A 16,636-nucleotide genomic window follows, 5' to 3' on the forward strand; every position below is an offset into this window, starting at 1 on the left:
AAAGTCCTTAGCAGGCTGCTAAGCTACTTGCCGCAAATTTATTGTAACAGGAGTAAGTATGGCAAAATCAATTGAAGAAATCCGGGCGCGTATCGATGCGGTCGATGCGGAAATGCGGGCCCTTTTCGAGGAACGACTGGACCTTGTGTACCAGGTAGCTGAATATAAATTCACAAATCATGGAGAAATATTCGATCCCAAACGGGAGGCAGAGGTCGTAAAAAAGCACACAGAAAAATTAGAAAACGCGGATTACAAAAAATATTATGCTGAGTTTATTCACGCTGTTATGGACCAGAGTAAAAGGGTCCAGCAGGCATATATTGATGGACAGGATACGAAAAAAGACTGAAATTTGTGTTTTTCAAATAAAAACACTTGTTTTTATCTTAAATAACAAAAATTTTTCTTTTCATTGGCTAAAGTATTATATATAATAGTAACAATAAATATTTATGCAACGGTCTGCTGTGTTTTTTAAATGTGGCAGGCTGTAATTTTATCGTGTTTATTGTTGAATGTAAATTTTATAGTGAAGTGAGAGTTGAACATGAAAAAATTTAACAAGGTATTGATTGCCAACCGTGGCGAAATCGCCATTCGTATTATTCGTGCATGTCAGGAACTCGGGATTCAGACAGTCGCCATCTATGCTCAGGAGGATAAAATGTCCTTATTCCGCTCAAAGGCGGACGAAGCCTATCTGATCACCGGAACCACCGGCCCGGTCGAAGCCTACCTGAATATGGACAAGATTATCTCTCTGGCCAAAAAGAAAGAAGTGGACGCCATTCACCCCGGCTATGGTTTTCTTTCCGAAAATCCTGAGTTTGCCAGACGCTGCGAGGAGGAGGGCATTGCCTTTATCGGACCAACACACACTATGATGGAACAGATGGGGGATAAAATCCAGTCCAAAATTGTGGCAAAATCGGTCAATGTGCCCACCATTCCTGGGGTTGAAAAGCCCATCACCTCCGATAAAGAAGCCGCTGAATTTGCAAAGGTAGCGGGCTACCCCATTATGCTCAAGGCGGCAGCCGGCGGCGGCGGGCGTGGGATGCGTATCGTCCGCGACGAAAGAGACCTGCTCAAGGAATACCACTCGGCCATGAGCGAAGCCACCAAGGCTTTTGGCGACGGCACCATCTTTGTGGAAAAATATCTGGAAGAGCCTAAACACATTGAAGTTCAGATTCTCGGGGACGCCTATGGCAATGTGGTCCATCTTTTTGAACGTGACTGCTCGATCCAGCGACGGCACCAGAAAATTATCGAATTCACACCGTCCTTAAGCATTACTGAGGAACAGCGTCAGGCCATCTGCGCCGACGCCTTAAAGCTGGCAAAGGCCGTCAATTACCGCAATGCCGGGACCATTGAATTCTTGGTCGATAAAAAAGGCGACCACTACTTTATTGAAATGAACCCGCGGATTCAGGTTGAGCATACGGTTACTGAGCTGGTTACCGGCATCGATCTGGTTCAATCTCAGATTATGATCGCCGAGGGGTATCCGCTGGATTCGGATGAGATCAATATCAAGGGTCAGGACAGCATCAGGAGCCGTGGCTACGCCATCCAGTGCCGTGTCACAACTGAGGATCCCAAGAACCACTTTATGCCTGACACCGGCCGTCTGGACGTTTATCGTACCGCCAGCGGCGCGGGCATCCGGCTCGATACCGGCAATGGTTTTACCGGCGGTGAGATTACGCCCTACTATGACAGCCTTCTGATGAAATCCACCTCTTTCTCAAGGACCTTTGAGGATACCCGCCGAAAGGCTCTGCGCGCACTGAAGGAAATGCAGATTGAGGGGGTTCAGACCAACAAGGATTTCTTGATCAACGTGCTGGAACACGATATGTTTAAGAGCGGGAATTGTGATACCAAGTTTATCGATGATCACCCCGAGCTTTTCAATATCCAGGCAGAAAAAAGTCAGGCCTATAACGTTATCCGCTATTTTGGTGAAATGGCCGTCAACGAAACCTTTGGCAATAAACCGGATTTTGACGAGCCGGAAATTCCCGAGATCCCTAGAGATGTCGAACTTCGCGGCACTAAGCAGATTCTTGATGAGCAGGGGCCCGATGGTCTGGTCCGGTGGATCCAGGATCAGAATAAACTGCTGCTTGGGGACACCACCCTGCGCGACGCGCATCAATCCCTGTTTGCCACCCGTGTGAGAAGCCGTGATATGATTAAGATCGCAAAGGAAACCGCCTACCTGGGCAGGGATATCTTTGCACTTGAAATGTGGGGCGGTGCGACCTTTGACGTGGCCTATAACTTCTTAAAGGAATCGCCGTGGCGCAGACTGGACGAGCTGCGCAAACGCATCCCAAACATTCTGTTTCAGATGCTTCTGCGAGGAGCCAACGCTGTTGGCTATAAAAATTATCCGGACAATGTATTGCGCAAATTCATTCAGGAATCTGCCGCTGGCGGAATTGATGTTTTCCGTATTTTTGACTCCCTCAACTGGATGGAAGGCATGAAAGTTTCCATCGACGAGGTGTTGAAAACTGGCAAGGTCTGCGAGGTTGCCATGTGCTACACCGGCGATATCCTTGACCCTAAAAAGACCAAATACGATTTGGATTACTATGTGCGCATGGCTCATGAGATTGAGGCCACCGGCGCTCATATTCTGGCCATCAAGGATATGTCAGCGCTGCTGAAACCGGCAGCTGCCTTTAAGCTCATAAAAACCCTTAAGGAAGAGGTTAAAATCCCTGTGCGCCTGCACACCCATGATACCGCAGGCAACGGCGTGGCCGCCATTCTCATGGCAACCATGGCCGGTGTGGACATTGCGGACGCTGCTTTCAGCAGCATGAGCGGTCTGACCAGCCAGCCTTCGCTCAACTCGGTGGTAGCAGCTCTCGCCAACACGCCCAGAGATACCGGCATGAATGAGGATGACCTTCAGCTTATCTCTGATTATTGGGAAACCACCCGTCAGGTTTACTCGAAATTTGAATCTGGCCTTAAATCCGGGAGTACTGAAATTTACAACCTGGAAATTCCAGGCGGCCAATACTCGAATTTAAAAAGCCAGGTCGAAAGCTTTGGACTGGGTCATAAGTTCAAGGAAGTCAAACAAAAATACATGGAAGCCAACCTGCTTCTGGGCGACATTGTCAAGGTCACCCCATCCTCAAAGGTGGTGGGCGATATGGCGATTTTCATGGTTCAGAACGGTCTGGATATGGATAATATCTACGAAAAGGGCAGAGATCTGGCTTATCCGAACTCGGTGGTTGACTATTTTAAAGGCATGATCGGCCAGCCTGAAGGCGGCTTTGATCCCAAGCTTCAGGAAATCGTGTTAAAGGGCATTGAGCCTATCACCGTGCGCCCGGGAACCCTGCTGCCGGACGAAGATTTTGAGGCCATTAAGGAAGAATACCGCGAGGAGTTTGGCATTGAGCTGGCAGAACGCGAGGTGACCAGCGCGGCCCTGTACCCGAAGGTCTTTAAAAACTATGTGAAGTTTTATCAGGATTACGGTGATTTTATGCGCATGGACACCCACGCCTTTTTCTACGGGCTCAAGGAAGGCGAGACCGCAGAGGTAGAGGTGGATAAAGGGAAACGCTTTATCATCCGTATGGTTAAAATGGCGCAGCCTAACGAGGAAGGCTACCGTCCGGTACTGTTTGAAGTCGACGGTTTCCGCCGTGAAATCTACATCGAGGACAAACGAAGCCTGTTCTCCAAGGAAAAGAGCACCATGCTCAAGGCAGATAAAAATAATCCGAAGGAAATCGGCTCCGGCATTCCGGGAACAGTCCTGAAGGTTCTGATCAATGAAGGGGATGAGGTGGCTGAAAACCAGCCGCTCATCATTGTTGAAGCTATGAAAATGGAAACTGAAATTGTAGCGCATGCCGCGGGGAAAATCAAAGAGATTTATGTCTCCGAGGGACAGAGTGTCCAGTCCGGCGAGCTGATCATTACCATGGAATAAAAATAAACCCCCTCCTGTCGCGTTTTGGGACAGGAGGGGGTTTTTTACATGATTTCCTCAGGCGCGTCAATTTCTTTCAGGTAGTTTAACAGCTCTTTAATAAGCTCCTGCCTGCGCAGGATGCCGATAAACACATTCTGGTCGTCTACCAGGGGCACAAAGTTCTGGTGGGTAGCCAGCTCCAGTACGGTCTCGAAGGATTCGTCGACCCGGCAGGCCTCAGCCTTTGTCTTAAAATCAATGTCTCTGACGGTGAACTGGTCCAGATCGATCTCCGGATGCTCCAGACTCAGAGCCAGCGTCCGCAGCAGATCTCCTTCTGAGATGGTGCCCACGTACTGGCCGCGCTTGTTGATAACTGGCATGGCCGTATAGCTGTGTTTGCGGAACAGGGAATAGGCCTCCTTAAAGGACTGGTGGTTATATAAATAGACAACGTCGCTTTTGGGGATCAGGTAAAAGAGGTGGTTTTTCATGAAAAGACTCCCTTTCTGTATCAAAAAATTAAAACCGGCTCCATACCCTTGTACCTCTGTACGATGGAACCGGTTTTAATTCTTTGGTTCAGTTTGCATTTTTGGTGGTCTCACCCCTTTCCTGTAAATTTTATCAATTCTGCCAAGATAGATTCTTTTTCAAGTAAAATATAATGAATTTACCAGTATACCTCGACTGCGAGATTGTGGCTTCTAATTCCTTTACCTGACGTTCGCTACAATGCTGTAGAAACACTTAAAGTAATCTTCTTTGTAATTGATTATGTTCTTATTATACCACCTTTTATGAATTTGTAAACGTTATTTTTGTAAAGAAGTGTATCAAAATTGTAAAATGAAAAAAACTTGTCTGAATCCGGTTATAACTTAAGAAAAAATAGTGTATAATAAATGCATACTTTATATGGGGATAACAACGGTATGGAAGAACTACGTTTATATATACAATCGAGAATAACAGTTAGCAGCGTCATCGAAGTTATCATCATTACTTTTTTAATATACAAGGTTTTGATGTGGATACGCGGTACCCAGGCAGAGCAGGTGGCAAAAGGGATCATTATTTTACTGATTCTATCCCCACTCAGCAACTGGCTGGGTTTTACAACGTTGAACTACCTGATCAACAGTATGTTTACCTTTGCGTTCATTATCTTTGTGGTGGTGTTCCAGCCCGAACTGCGTTCTGCCCTCGAACAGCTGGGAAATAATAAAGCCTTTAAACAGGTTTTTAAGAAAAACAACCGTGACAGAGCGAGGATGATGAGCGATATCGGTGAGATTGGCAAGGCGGTGGGAAACCTGTCCAAGGAGCACATTGGCGCGCTTATCGTCTGTGAGATGAACACCGGGCTTAACAACATTGTGGATACAGGTATCGAGCTGGACTCAGACATCAGTCAGGAGCTGATTGAAAATATTTTTACGCCAAACAGGCCGCTGCATGATGGCGCCATGGTGGTAAAGCTCTGGACAAATCAGATTCGCGCCGCGGGCTGTCTGCTGCCTTTATCTGACAACCGTTATCTGGGCAGTGAGCTGGGAACCAGACACCGTGCGGGCCTTGGAATCTCGGAAAAATCCGATGCCATTACGATTATCGTTTCAGAGGAGACGGGCACCATTTCATATACGGAGAAGGGCACACTCACCCGGAATATGACTCCGGCAATGGTCGAGCAGCTCTTGACAGACCGTTTTATGGCAAAGGATGACGAAAATGACAGTGAAAAAGGATTCTTTAAATTCCGAGGAAAAAAAGATGGCAACGAAGAAGAAAAAGAAACAGATATCGATCAATGAAAAAACAATAAGGCTGCTGAGCTCTGCGGTCCTGGCCATTATCCTCTGGCTGTTTATCAACGGAAACAGCAATGATATTGTCCCTCAGGACATCAACGCGATTCCAGTCACCTTTACAAATATGGAAACCCTGCAGGAAAAGCACCTGGTGCTTGAGGACAACCGCAATTATTATGTGAACCTGCGTGTGCAGGGAACCGACCGGAGTCTTCAGGAGATCAATACCAACGAGATCACTGCAGAGGTGGACCTGAAAGACATTGACAAAAAGGGCGAGTACAATCCTGAGATCATCATCAAGGGGCTGTCGAATTCGGTGATTCTGAAGGAGGTCAATCCCAGTACGCTGCACCTGGTGGTGGACAATGTCATTGAGTCTGAAAAAAGCGTGGAAGTCATTACTCAGGGTAAGCCCGGGAACGATAACGCGGTTATCTCAGCAACCAGCACTGAGAAGGTTCAGGTAACCGGCGCAGAGGACCGCATTGCGGCCATTGATAAGATTGCGGTCACAGCCAATGTGAATGGTCTGACTGAGGATACCTCCAGAATGCTGGAGGTTACACCATATGATAAGGAAGGAAATATCATCAGCGGCGTTGAGTGCGAGCCTGATGTCGTCCGCGTCAATATCGAGGTGGGTAAGACAAAGACCGTCAATATCACTCCGCCCACAACAACTGGTGATCCTCAGTCGGGCTACAAGGTGACCAGTGTGACCGTTGACCCGACCCAGAAAATGGTGGGTGCTAAGCAGGAAGTGCTGGATACCATTCAGAACATTCAGATCGACCCGGTGGACGTATCCGGAGCCAATAAGACTGTGACTAAGGAGGTTGCGCTGAAGCTTCCAGACGGTGCTTCTTTCCTGGACAACGGCGATAAAGCCACAGTTACAGTTAACATCGAGCCAGTGATTGAAAAGAGCTTTACGATCAGCAGCATCGAGACCCGCAATGTGGGCCAGGGGCTCACCGCAGCCAAGGTGAAGGACTCCTCGGTGGTCGTTAAGCTCAGCGGGACCGCCACCGAGCTTAACAAGCTGTCCGCGGATAATATCAGGGCCTTTGTGGACCTGAACGGCCTGGGAAAGGGTGACCAGGAGGTAGTGATCCAGATATCCCTGCCCTCTGACCAGATTAAGAGCATTACCCCTTCCAAAACAACGGTCACCATTGAGTAAAAAAGACGCCTGAGCGCGTCTTTTTTAGTGTGAATTCTGCAAAGGTTTTAATGCTCTTTTAACACGAATATTGGTTACTTTATCTTGAAAAAGAATGGCGGTTACTTTATAATAATAAAATACACCTGATAGGGTGCATACATCATACCAAATTTTTAGGAGGAATTTATAGTGGAAAGAGTTTACAATTTTTCTGCCGGTCCATCTGCTTTGCCGGTAGAAGTGCTTGAAAAAGCCGCAGCAGAGATGCTCAACTATGGTGGAACCGGAATGTCTGTCATGGAAATGAGCCACCGCTCTGCCGCATTTGCTGAAATTTTGGCAGACGCAAAAGCGTTGTACAAGGAACTGATGGGTGTGCCGGACAATTATGACATCCTGTTTTTACAGGGCGGCGGCTCCACACAGTTTGCAATGGTTCCGTTAAACCTGATGACAAAATCCGGCAAGGCTGATTTTGTACTGACAGGCAACTGGGCAAAGAAAGCTTATCAGGAAGCCGGACGCTACGGTGATGCACTGGCGGTTGCATCCTCTGCGGATAAGACCTTCTCTTACATCCCGAAGCTCGATCCTGCGGCCTTCAGAAAAGATGCGGATTATTTTTATATCTGTGTGAACAACACCATTTACGGAACACGCTTCAGACCGGACAATCTGCCGGAAACAGGCGATGTGCCGTTGATCGCGGATATGTCTTCCAATATTTTATCTGAAGTATACGATGTGTCCAAGTTTGGCCTGATCTTTGCAGGCGCCCAGAAGAACATGGGACCGGCCGGTGTGGTTGCTGTGATTATCCGTAAGGACCTTGTAGGCCATGCCATGGACATGACGCCGACCATGCTCAACTACCAGACTCATGTGGATGCAGACTCCTGCTACAACACTCCGCCGTGCTATGGTATTTATATCTGCAAGCTCGTTTACGAATGGGTTAAGGCAAATGGCGGTGTTCCTGGCATGGAAGCCATCAACAAGGAAAAATCAGCAAAACTATACAATTTCTTAGACAACAGCGCCATGTTCAAGGGAACCGTTGTTCCAGAAGACCGTTCGCTCATGAACGTTCCTTTCGTGACCGGCAACGAAGAGCTGGACGCCAAATTTGTCAAGGAAGCCAAGGCAGCCGGCCTTGAAAACTTGAAGGGCCACCGCACCGTTGGCGGCATGCGCGCCAGCATCTATAACGCAATGCCCATGGCAGGCGTTGATGCACTCATCAACTTCATGAAGAAGTTTGAAATGGAAAACAAATAGGCAAAAAAAGTGAGGATGTAAGATTTTAAAGAATCGGCGATCCTTATAAAAACATTCATTGACAACATGCTGAGCACCGGCGCCCGTATTGCAGGCGCACCAAATACTGCGTGTAGTAAAGCCTGGGTAGTGTCGAAGTAGGCCAGGATTTGCTGCAGCTGAATTGAAAGGTAATTATAAATGAATTTTAATGTACAAACCCTCAATAATATCTCTAAAAGAGGTCTTAGATTATTAGACGAAAACTACACTGTTGCAGATGCTATGGAAGCACCGGACGCGATTCTTGTCAGAAGTGCGAAAATGCACGATATGGACATTCCTGAGAGCGTTAAGTTCATTGGCCGCGCAGGCGCGGGCGTGAACAATATCCCACTGGATAAATGCTCTGAGCAGGGGATCGTGGTTTGTAACTCTCCGGGAGCCAACGCCAACGCTGTTAAAGAGCTGGTGGCACTGGGGATGCTCATGTCTTCCCGTAAAGTGGTTGACGGCATCGAATGGACCAAATCACTGCTGGATGAAACCGGCGATGTGGGCGCAGCTGTAGAAAAGGGAAAGAAGGCCTTTGTGGGGCCGGAATTGTACGGTAAAAAAATGGGCGTTGTCGGACTTGGCGCTATCGGGGTACTGGTAGCGAACATGGCGGTAGATTTTGGTATGAAGGTCTACGGCTTCGACCCTTACTTATCCATTGAACACGCTTGGGGATTAAGCAGAAAAGTAAAAAGGTCCACAAGCAAAGAAGCAGTTTTCAAAAACTGCGACTATATTTCCTTACATATACCCTTCATGGAAGGAACCAAAAATTTTGTGGATGCAGAAACCTTAAAGGAAACCAAAAAAGGCCTGCGTCTCATGAACTTTGCACGTGGCGGTCTGGTGGACGACGCAGCCTTAAAGGCAGCGCTGGAAGACGGTACCGTTGCCGCATATGTGGTGGATTTCCCAAATGAAGAAACCTTAAGAATGCCGAATGTCATCAACATTCCGCATCTCGGCGCCTCCACGCCGGAAAGCGAGGAAAACTGCGCGGTCATGGCTGTAGAGGAGCTGCGAGAATACCTCGAAAATGGTAACATTGTAAACTCTGTAAACTATCCGAACTGCAGCATGGGTGTGTGCAACAGCGTACACCGCATTACGGTTAATCACCGAAACATTCCGAATATGATCGGTCAGATCACAGCTGTGCTCGCAGGGCACAACATCAACATTTCTGACATGACCAACAAAAACAAAGGTGAATGGGCCTACACCATGATCGACGTCGACAGCGAAGTGGAAAGTAACGTAAAAGAAGCGTTAAAAACCATTGACGGCGTGACACGTGTCCGTGTTTTAAAATAAGGATTAAGGAGAACGCGATATGGCAACAATCAGACCCTTTAAAGCCGTTCGTCCTGTTCCGGAAAAAGCCGCTGACGTGGCAGCCCTTCCTTACGATGTCTATAATCGTGAGGAAGCGGCTGCTGCCGTTTATGGCAAGTACGACTCTTTCCTGAGAGTTGACCGTCCGGAAAGCACCCTGGATCACCGCATGAATATGTATGATCCCTTTGTGTACGAACAGGCAGCTAAGAACCTTCAGAAGCTGTATGACCGCAAGGTCATCGCGCAGGATGAAAAGCCAGGCCTTTATCTTTATGAGCTTGTGATGGATGGCAGAAGCCAGGTAGGCCTGGTGGCATGCACCGCCATCGACGAGTATCTGAACAACACCATTAAAAAGCACGAACTCACCCGTGAAGACAAAGAGCAGGACCGCATCAAGCATGTGGATGCCTGCAATGCCAACACGGGCCCCATTTTTCTGACCTATCGCGGTCAGGAGGATATCAATGCACTCATTGCTGAGAGCATGAAAAAAGACCCGGTCTACGACTTTACAGCCGAGGACGGCGTGGCTCACCGCGTCTGGGTCATCGATGACGAAGCAGTGATTGACCGGCTGGTCAGGGACTTTGGCCAGGTCGACAGTTTCTATATCGCCGACGGGCACCACCGCTGCGCGTCTGCCGTCAAGGTAGGCCTGATGCGCCGCGAACAGAATCCCGATTATACCGGCGATGAAGAGTTTAATTACTTTCTGTCTGTCCTTTTCCCGGACGACCAGCTCGCCATCATGGACTACAACCGTGTGGTGAAGGACTTAAACGGCATGACAGCCGACGCGTTCATCGCGGCACTGGAAGATAAATTCGACGTGGAAGAAAAGGGCGCAGAGCCTGTACACCCACCTGAAAAGGGCACCTTTGGGATGTTCCTTGAAGGGAAATGGTATCTGCTGACGGTAAGAGAAGGCACCTATGATGCCGAAGACCCGGTGGGAAGCCTGGACGTGGCCATTTTACAGGACAATGTGCTGGTACCGATTTTAGGCATTCAGGATATCCGTACTGATAAACGCATCGATTTTGTGGGCGGTATCCGTGGTCTGGGCGAGCTTGAACGCCGTGTCAGCGAGGATATGAAGGTGGCATTTTCGATGTATCCAACCGCCATTTCTGAGCTGATGGCCATCGCGGACGCAGGTCTGCTCATGCCGCCAAAATCCACCTGGTTTGAGCCAAAGCTCCGGAGCGGCCTCTTTATCCATAATCTGGACTGAGCAGCGCGCAGGGGAGGCCTCCAACCACAATGGGAAAAATTAATTTAGGTATTTTACCGAAGCTCTTGCTGGGGATTCTGATTGGGATTCTGATCGGATCCCTCGGCAATCTTTTTAACATTGGCGACGCTTCTGTGTTTCGCCTGGTCATTGAGCTGGCAGCGACTTTTAAAGCGCTGTTCAGTACATTTTTACAATTTCTGATTCCACTGCTGATCGTGTCCTTTGTGGCGGTTGGTCTGGCAGACCTGGGTCAGAAGGCAAATAAGCTTTTTCTGATTACGCTGCTTCTGGCCTACTGCTCCACTGTGCTCGCAGGCCTGCTGGCGTATTTTTTTGGATACGCTGTGCTGCCGCACTGGATCACGCCCATTGCGAGCATGAACACCAGCGGAACCGAATTTTCACCTCTGTTCAGCATTGCGCTCGATCCGGTATTCGGCGTGATGACCGCGCTCATTCTGGCTTTTGTGCTGGGGATTGGACTGGCGAATATCAAGGGTGAACGGCTGCTAGGCTGCCTGAAGGATTTACAGCAGATCATCAGTCTGACATTAAAGAAGATCATTATTCCACTCATTCCCTTTTATATCGCCGCTCAGTTTGCGCAGATTGCCGCATCTGGCGAGCTCTTTTCCACCATTAAAATGTTTGTCATGCTCTTTGTCATGATTCTTGTTTTCCAGTGGGTGTATCTGCTCGTTCAGTTTGGCATAGCATCGCTTCTGAGCCGGGAAAACCAGTTTAAAAAGATAAAAAATGTGATTCCGGCTTATTTTACAGCCCTGGGGACCCAATCCTCAGCAGCTACCATTCCTGTCAATCTGGAGTGCGCTTACAAAAATAAGATCACTAAGGATGTGGCGGATTTCTGTATTCCGCTCTGTGCGACCATTCACCTTGCCGGCGACACCGTGTGTCTGGTGCTTGGGACCATGGGCATCCTGCTGGCCAGCGGAATAGCTCCGGATTTCGGGCTTTATCTGCCCTTTATTCTGATGCTTGGCGTCACCATGGTAGCGGCTCCGGGCGTTCCGGGTGGCGGCGTCATGGCAGCTCTCGGTATTATCGGCTCCATGCTTGGCTTTACCGAGAGTATGCAGTCGCTGATCATCTCTCTGCACTTTTCACAAGACAGCTTTGGCACGGCCACTAACATCATGGGCGATCAGGCCATTGCCTTTGTGGTGGATGCGGCAGATCAGAGAAGCGCTGGAAAAAAGACAGCAGCCGAAGAATAGCTTCATAACCTCCCTGCCCAGACGCGGCTGGGAGGTTTTTTGACGTTCGGCCTTGAAACAGACAGGGGAATCGGATATACTAACTAGGTTACTGAAAAATTACAAGGAGAAATGAGATGAAGGAAAAAGAAAATGTAACGGCCAGTGTCAGCAATATCTTCAAGCTGAACGGCCGTGTGCCCGTTTCAAAGGCAGTGCCCTTTGGTGTGCAGCATGTGCTGGCTATGTTCGTGGCCAATATCGCCCCGATTTTAATCGTGGCTAATGTGGCGGGGCTCAGCGAGGACCAGAAAGCCATGCTGGTGCAGAACGCCATGTTCATTGCCGGTATCGGGACGCTGGTCCAGCTGTATCCTCTCTGGAAGATTGGAGCGCGCCTGCCCATTGTTATGGGGATCAGTTTTACCTTTGTGACGATTTTAAGCTATGTGGCGGCCACCTATGGCTATCCGGCAGCCATGGGGGCTGTTCTCATCGGCGGCCTGATCGAGGGGACGCTTGGGCTTTTTGCCAAATACTGGCGCAAGATCATTTCGCCCATCGTGGCAGCCTGTGTGGTGACCTCTATCGGCTTTTCCCTGTTGATTGTGGGGGCCACCTCCTTTGGGGGCGGCAGCGGCAGCGAGACCTTCGGATCGGCCCAGAACCTGATTTTGGGCAGTGTGACATTGGTGTGCTGTCTGCTGTTTAATATTTTTGCAAAATCCTACTGGAAGCAGCTGTCTGTATTGTTTGGCCTGGTGGTGGGCTACATTCTGGCCATTTTTATGGGCGCTGTGGATTTTTCGGATATGAGCAATGTGGGTATTGTGGCTTTGCCGCACTTCATGCCCTTTGTGCCGGAATTCAATCTTGGCGCGATCATTGCCGTAACGTTGATCTTTTTGGTCTCGGCCACAGAGACCATCGGCGATACCTCGGCCATGGCTGTTACCGGTCTGGGCCGCGACGTCACTGACCAGGAAATATCCGGCTCGCTGGCCTGCGACGGCTATATGAGCTCCATCTCCTCGCTTTTTGGCTGTATGCCCATTACCTCTTTCAGCCAGAACGTGGGTCTGATCGCCATGACCAAGGTGGTCAACCGCTTCACCATTATGACTGGCGCCTTTGTCATGATCCTGGCAGGCCTGGTGCCTGTGGTGGGTAAGCTCTTTGCCACCCTGCCCGAGGCGGTGCTGGGCGGCTGTACCATCATGATGTTTGGCACCATTGTGGTCAGCGGTATTCAGATGATCACACGCTGTGGCTTTAACCAGCGCAACACCATCATCGTGGCCCTGTCCCTGAGCGTGGGTATCGGCTTCACCCAGGTGCCGGAAATTTTCAGCATTTTTCCACAGATGGTTCAGCAGGTTTTTGCCAACAACTGTGTCGCCATCGTTTTTGTGGTCGCCGTTATTTTGAACCTGGTGCTCCCAAAGGATATGGAGCTGAAAGCCCCCGAAGCAGAAACCGAAAATACCGCAGAGTGATAAAACCCTTCCCGTCCCCAAACACGACGGGAAGGGTTTTTGCTTTACTTGGTTAAATTAGAATAGCTTGACACAATATTAATTTTGTGATAACGTTAACCATAACATAATAAAATTTTAAGGAAAGGTAAAAAAGCAAATGTCAAGTAAAGCGTTCACGGTACGGTGGGGTCTGGTGCTCCTGGTGGCAGCGTTGCTTCTGCTCTTTGGCGGCGCGAGTGTTCAGGCCGAGGAAGAGACGAGAACCATTAATCTGGAGGAGTTTCATTCCCTTTCGATTTATCCGGACGGGTACAAATATGAAGGAGAAAGCTTTCAACCTTTTACAGGAAATTATATTATTACAGGCCAAAGTCGGCGCACGGATATTTTCATTGCAGTGGGTAAAAAGGTTGAGTTCAGGGATGTCAGCTGTGGATATGTGCGTTTCGGCTCTTATTCGCCAACGCATCTTCTGCTTGCGGGTGAAAATCAGATTAACGCCGGCATGGATGTGTCAGTTGGTACAACCGTGACCATTGACTCGGTGGAAAACGGCAGCTTGACGGTAAAACCTAGTGTTTCTTATACGGATGGACAATACAATATGTTTGTTATCGCGCTGGATGGGAATCTGATTGTCAACAGCGGACGAATCAATGTGGGAACCGGTGTTGTTGCGCCCATCCAAGTGAAGTATTCGCCTAAATGGAGACATAGTGGCTCTCTCACCGTCAATGGCGGTGAAATTACAGCGTATGGGTATGCTGATCCGCGTAATAGCTTCATTGGCTGCGGGTATGGAGACGCCGGCTTTGGCAAGATCACAGTCAATGGCGGCACCATCAACGCCGGGAAGAGAGGCACCATCGGTTTATCTGAGTACTACCAGGATGATATTGAGGATTGTCATTGCGAAGACATCACCATCAACGGGGGCAGCATCGTGGGGACGATCAATACAAAGGGCCGGATCATTAACAACGCCGGCGAAGCCCTGTCGCAGCTGGCTGTCACCCTGCCCGACATCACCCAAAAGACCGCGGTCACGAGCCTGAGCGTCGGCGGCGATTCGAGCTATGGACTAAAGGACGTCACCACAACGGAAAAGGGCGAGCTGTTTTTATGGCTGCCCCAGGCACAGCTTCAGGACGATACCCGGGTAACCCTGACAACCCAGGATGGAAAAACCTACACCGGAGAGATTTATAACGGCGTCTTTGAGTGGATCCGTGACGCCTCCGAGGTGGGCTTCAGAAACCAGAGCGTTTATGAAAACGAGCCCCTGCCCAAGATGGAGCTTGACACGTCGCGGCTGCCCCAGGGCGCTACGGTCGAGTACAGCGTGAACAAAACTCCCGACGGGCCCGGCAAGTACCGCTACATCGCGGCTGTGACCCAAAACGGCCAGACCCTTAAGTACCGGGCGACCCTAACCGTCCTGCCGCTGCAGGAAATCGGCGACGTGGGATTAAAGGACAGCGAGGAGGTTTCGTTCAAGCTGACGGGTCAGAAGCCAACCCTGGATTATTCCAAGGTGCCGGCCGGCTGTAAGGTCAGCTTCAGCCCCGGCAAGGTCAAGAAAACCAACACCCCAACCCAGGTGGCGGTGACCATCAGCGGCAGAGGCTATCAGACCAAAACCCAGACCGTGACCCTGACCATGAAAAAATACAAATCCGTCATTGTGTCCATCTTTGAAGGGTTACTCAACCCGAAAAAGGCCGCGGCCGAAAACGCGGCGCTGCTGACAGCAGACGCAAGCCTGCCAATGGCCGGCGAAGGGCAGGATGAAGCGGCTAAACTGGATGACGGCAGCGAAGCCGTCACCCTGAAAATGAACATTCAGGTTCAGAGCATGGCCACCGGCGAGGGGAAAGGCGAAGAAGAGACAGAAGCCGTGATCCCCGTGCCCCAGGGTACCGTCACTATTCTGGGACAAACCTACCCGCTAGATGAAAACGGCGACCTTGACGGATGTCCCCGCGACACAGACGGCAGTTATCTGATCACCACCACCCGGGAAGCTTTGAAAGCCTGTGGTTACAAAGTGGAAGCCGTCTACACCCCAGCCGAGAACACCCCCTACGACACCGCCGCCGTGAGCGTGGACAGCGACCCGTCCAAACTCGTGCGCGACGCCATTACCCTGGACTACGACGTACTTCAGGGCGATGATGATAAAAATCTGAGCTGGAAGGACACCGTCCAGATCAAGGCTGCCGGCGGCTCCAAGACCGAGGGCGAGGCCTACACCTATCGACTGCTCCAGGGAGACGACTTCGCAACCCTGAGCCAGGACGGCCAGCTGAGCTTTACAAAGGCCGGCTACGTGGCCGTGGAAGTGAGTCTGGCGGGTAATGCAGACTATAACGGCGCCAGCAATACCATCAGCTTTTATGTGGGTAAGGCCTACCGCGAAACAGAATTTGAAGCCGCGCCTGTCACCTACGACGGCGAGCTGCACCGCATTGAGCTGAGCGGCGATCTGGAGCCCGGTACCTATGTTGAGTACATCGAAGAAAGTGAGGACACCGTTGGCGATTTCGATTATATGGCCACCGATGCCGGCGCCTATCACGCCGCTGTCTACGTGGCGGCTGACGACCGGTATGTGGGAGAAATCACCTATTCCGACTGGACGATCACACCGCGGGATATTGCCGACGTACAGATCAGCGGCGTTGCGGACCGCTACAGCGCCACTGGCAGCCCCGTCACCCCAGTGCCCGAGGAAGTCAAGGTCAGCGACGATCTCTATCTGAATCCGGACGATTATGACGTTCGCTATGAAAACAATACCGAAGCCGGCACAGCCACGCTCACCCTCACCGGGAAAGGCAATTTTACCGGCACAGTCAGCAAAACCTTTGCCATCACCGCCCAGAAAGGCGGTTCCGGAGAGTCCCAGAGCACCGGCGGCGGAAGTACCGCAGACCAGCGCAAAATTACTGGCAATACCAAAACCGGTATCGTCAGCGACCAGACCAGCGCCGCGCTGATCGGCGGCGGACTGCTGGCACTCTGTGTGGCGCTGACCGCAGTTTTATATAAGCGTAAACAATCTTAAGCATAAAACCCTTCCCGTCCCCAAACACGACGGGAAGGG

Annotated in this window: 11 protein-coding genes; 10 read left to right on the top strand and 1 reads right to left on the bottom strand. The window is 50.1% G+C overall.

Features of this window, described 5'->3' with window-relative positions; genetic code table 11:
• Nucleotides 1-58: 58 nt before the first annotated feature.
• Together DW091_RS10685 and DW091_RS10690 are read left to right on the top strand one after the other, a co-directional pair.
• Nucleotides 59-352, top strand: a complete 294-nt coding sequence (locus DW091_RS10685) for a chorismate mutase (protein ID WP_074617834.1) — start codon at nt 59-61, stop codon at nt 350-352.
• 198 nt (nt 353-550) lie between these two features.
• Nucleotides 551-3,979 carry a pyruvate carboxylase gene (locus tag DW091_RS10690; RefSeq protein ID WP_118518141.1) on the top strand — a complete coding sequence of 1,143 codons (3,429 nt, stop codon included), beginning with the start codon at nt 551-553 and terminating at the stop codon, nt 3,977-3,979.
• 44 nt (nt 3,980-4,023) lie between these two features.
• Here the strand turns inward: DW091_RS10690 and DW091_RS10695 are convergent, their stop codons facing one another.
• Nucleotides 4,024-4,455, bottom strand: coding sequence for a CBS domain-containing protein (locus DW091_RS10695; RefSeq protein ID WP_058695800.1), 432 nt, complete (start codon nt 4,453-4,455; stop codon nt 4,024-4,026).
• A 441-nt stretch (nt 4,456-4,896) separates the two neighbouring features.
• On the opposite strand from DW091_RS10695, the gene cdaA reads away from it, so the two are divergent.
• From cdaA to DW091_RS10735, 8 genes are all read left to right on the top strand, one after another.
• Complete coding sequence (cdaA, locus tag DW091_RS10700) at nt 4,897-5,778, top strand: diadenylate cyclase CdaA (protein ID WP_058695799.1); 882 nt, start codon at nt 4,897-4,899, stop codon at nt 5,776-5,778.
• The gene (locus DW091_RS10705) at nt 5,738-6,961 is read left to right on the top strand and encodes a CdaR family protein (RefSeq protein WP_224168778.1); all 1,224 of its coding nucleotides are present in this window, start codon (nt 5,738-5,740) and stop codon (nt 6,959-6,961) included. The genes cdaA and DW091_RS10705 overlap by 41 nt, the downstream gene beginning before the upstream one ends.
• Before the next feature lie 171 nt (nt 6,962-7,132).
• Nucleotides 7,133-8,221 (top strand): 3-phosphoserine/phosphohydroxythreonine transaminase, encoded by a 1,089-nt coding sequence (gene serC / locus DW091_RS10710; RefSeq protein ID WP_058695797.1) that lies wholly within the window; start codon nt 7,133-7,135, stop codon nt 8,219-8,221.
• 180 nt (nt 8,222-8,401) lie between these two features.
• Nucleotides 8,402-9,571: a phosphoglycerate dehydrogenase gene (locus tag DW091_RS10715; protein ID WP_058695796.1), complete on the top strand. Its 1,170-nt coding sequence runs from the start codon at nt 8,402-8,404 to the stop codon at nt 9,569-9,571.
• A gap of 19 nt (nt 9,572-9,590) precedes the next feature.
• A complete protein-coding gene (locus tag DW091_RS10720) occupies nt 9,591-10,832 on the top strand; it encodes a DUF1015 family protein (protein WP_118518142.1) in 1,242 nt (413 codons plus the stop codon).
• A gap of 29 nt (nt 10,833-10,861) precedes the next feature.
• On the top strand, nt 10,862-12,073 hold the full coding sequence (locus DW091_RS10725; protein WP_118518143.1) for a cation:dicarboxylase symporter family transporter: 1,212 nt from the start codon (nt 10,862-10,864) through the stop codon (nt 12,071-12,073).
• A 116-nt stretch (nt 12,074-12,189) separates the two neighbouring features.
• Nucleotides 12,190-13,548, top strand: a complete 1,359-nt coding sequence (locus tag DW091_RS10730) for a nucleobase:cation symporter-2 family protein (protein WP_118518144.1) — start codon at nt 12,190-12,192, stop codon at nt 13,546-13,548.
• Between the two features lie 139 nt (nt 13,549-13,687).
• Nucleotides 13,688-16,597, top strand: coding sequence for a hypothetical protein (locus tag DW091_RS10735; protein ID WP_118518145.1), 2,910 nt, complete (start codon nt 13,688-13,690; stop codon nt 16,595-16,597).
• Nucleotides 16,598-16,636: the final 39 nt, after the last annotated feature.

Source organism: Eubacterium sp. AM05-23 (assembly GCF_003477535.1).
GTDB classification, from domain to species: domain Bacteria; phylum Bacillota; class Clostridia; order Eubacteriales; family Eubacteriaceae; genus Eubacterium; species Eubacterium maltosivorans.

Coding starts and splice junctions, on each gene's coding strand:
- DW091_RS10685 (WP_074617834.1), top strand. CDS start 59: ATGGCAAAATCAATTGAAGAAATCCGGGCGCGTATCGATGCGGTCGAT.
- DW091_RS10690 (WP_118518141.1), top strand. CDS start 551: ATGAAAAAATTTAACAAGGTATTGATTGCCAACCGTGGCGAAATCGCC.
- DW091_RS10695 (WP_058695800.1), bottom strand. CDS start 4,455: ATGAAAAACCACCTCTTTTACCTGATCCCCAAAAGCGACGTTGTCTAT.
- cdaA (WP_058695799.1), top strand. CDS start 4,897: ATGGAAGAACTACGTTTATATATACAATCGAGAATAACAGTTAGCAGC.
- DW091_RS10705 (WP_224168778.1), top strand. CDS start 5,738: ATGGCAACGAAGAAGAAAAAGAAACAGATATCGATCAATGAAAAAACA.
- DW091_RS10715 (WP_058695796.1), top strand. CDS start 8,402: ATGAATTTTAATGTACAAACCCTCAATAATATCTCTAAAAGAGGTCTT.
- DW091_RS10720 (WP_118518142.1), top strand. CDS start 9,591: ATGGCAACAATCAGACCCTTTAAAGCCGTTCGTCCTGTTCCGGAAAAA.
- DW091_RS10725 (WP_118518143.1), top strand. CDS start 10,862: ATGGGAAAAATTAATTTAGGTATTTTACCGAAGCTCTTGCTGGGGATT.
- DW091_RS10730 (WP_118518144.1), top strand. CDS start 12,190: ATGAAGGAAAAAGAAAATGTAACGGCCAGTGTCAGCAATATCTTCAAG.
- DW091_RS10735 (WP_118518145.1), top strand. CDS start 13,688: ATGTCAAGTAAAGCGTTCACGGTACGGTGGGGTCTGGTGCTCCTGGTG.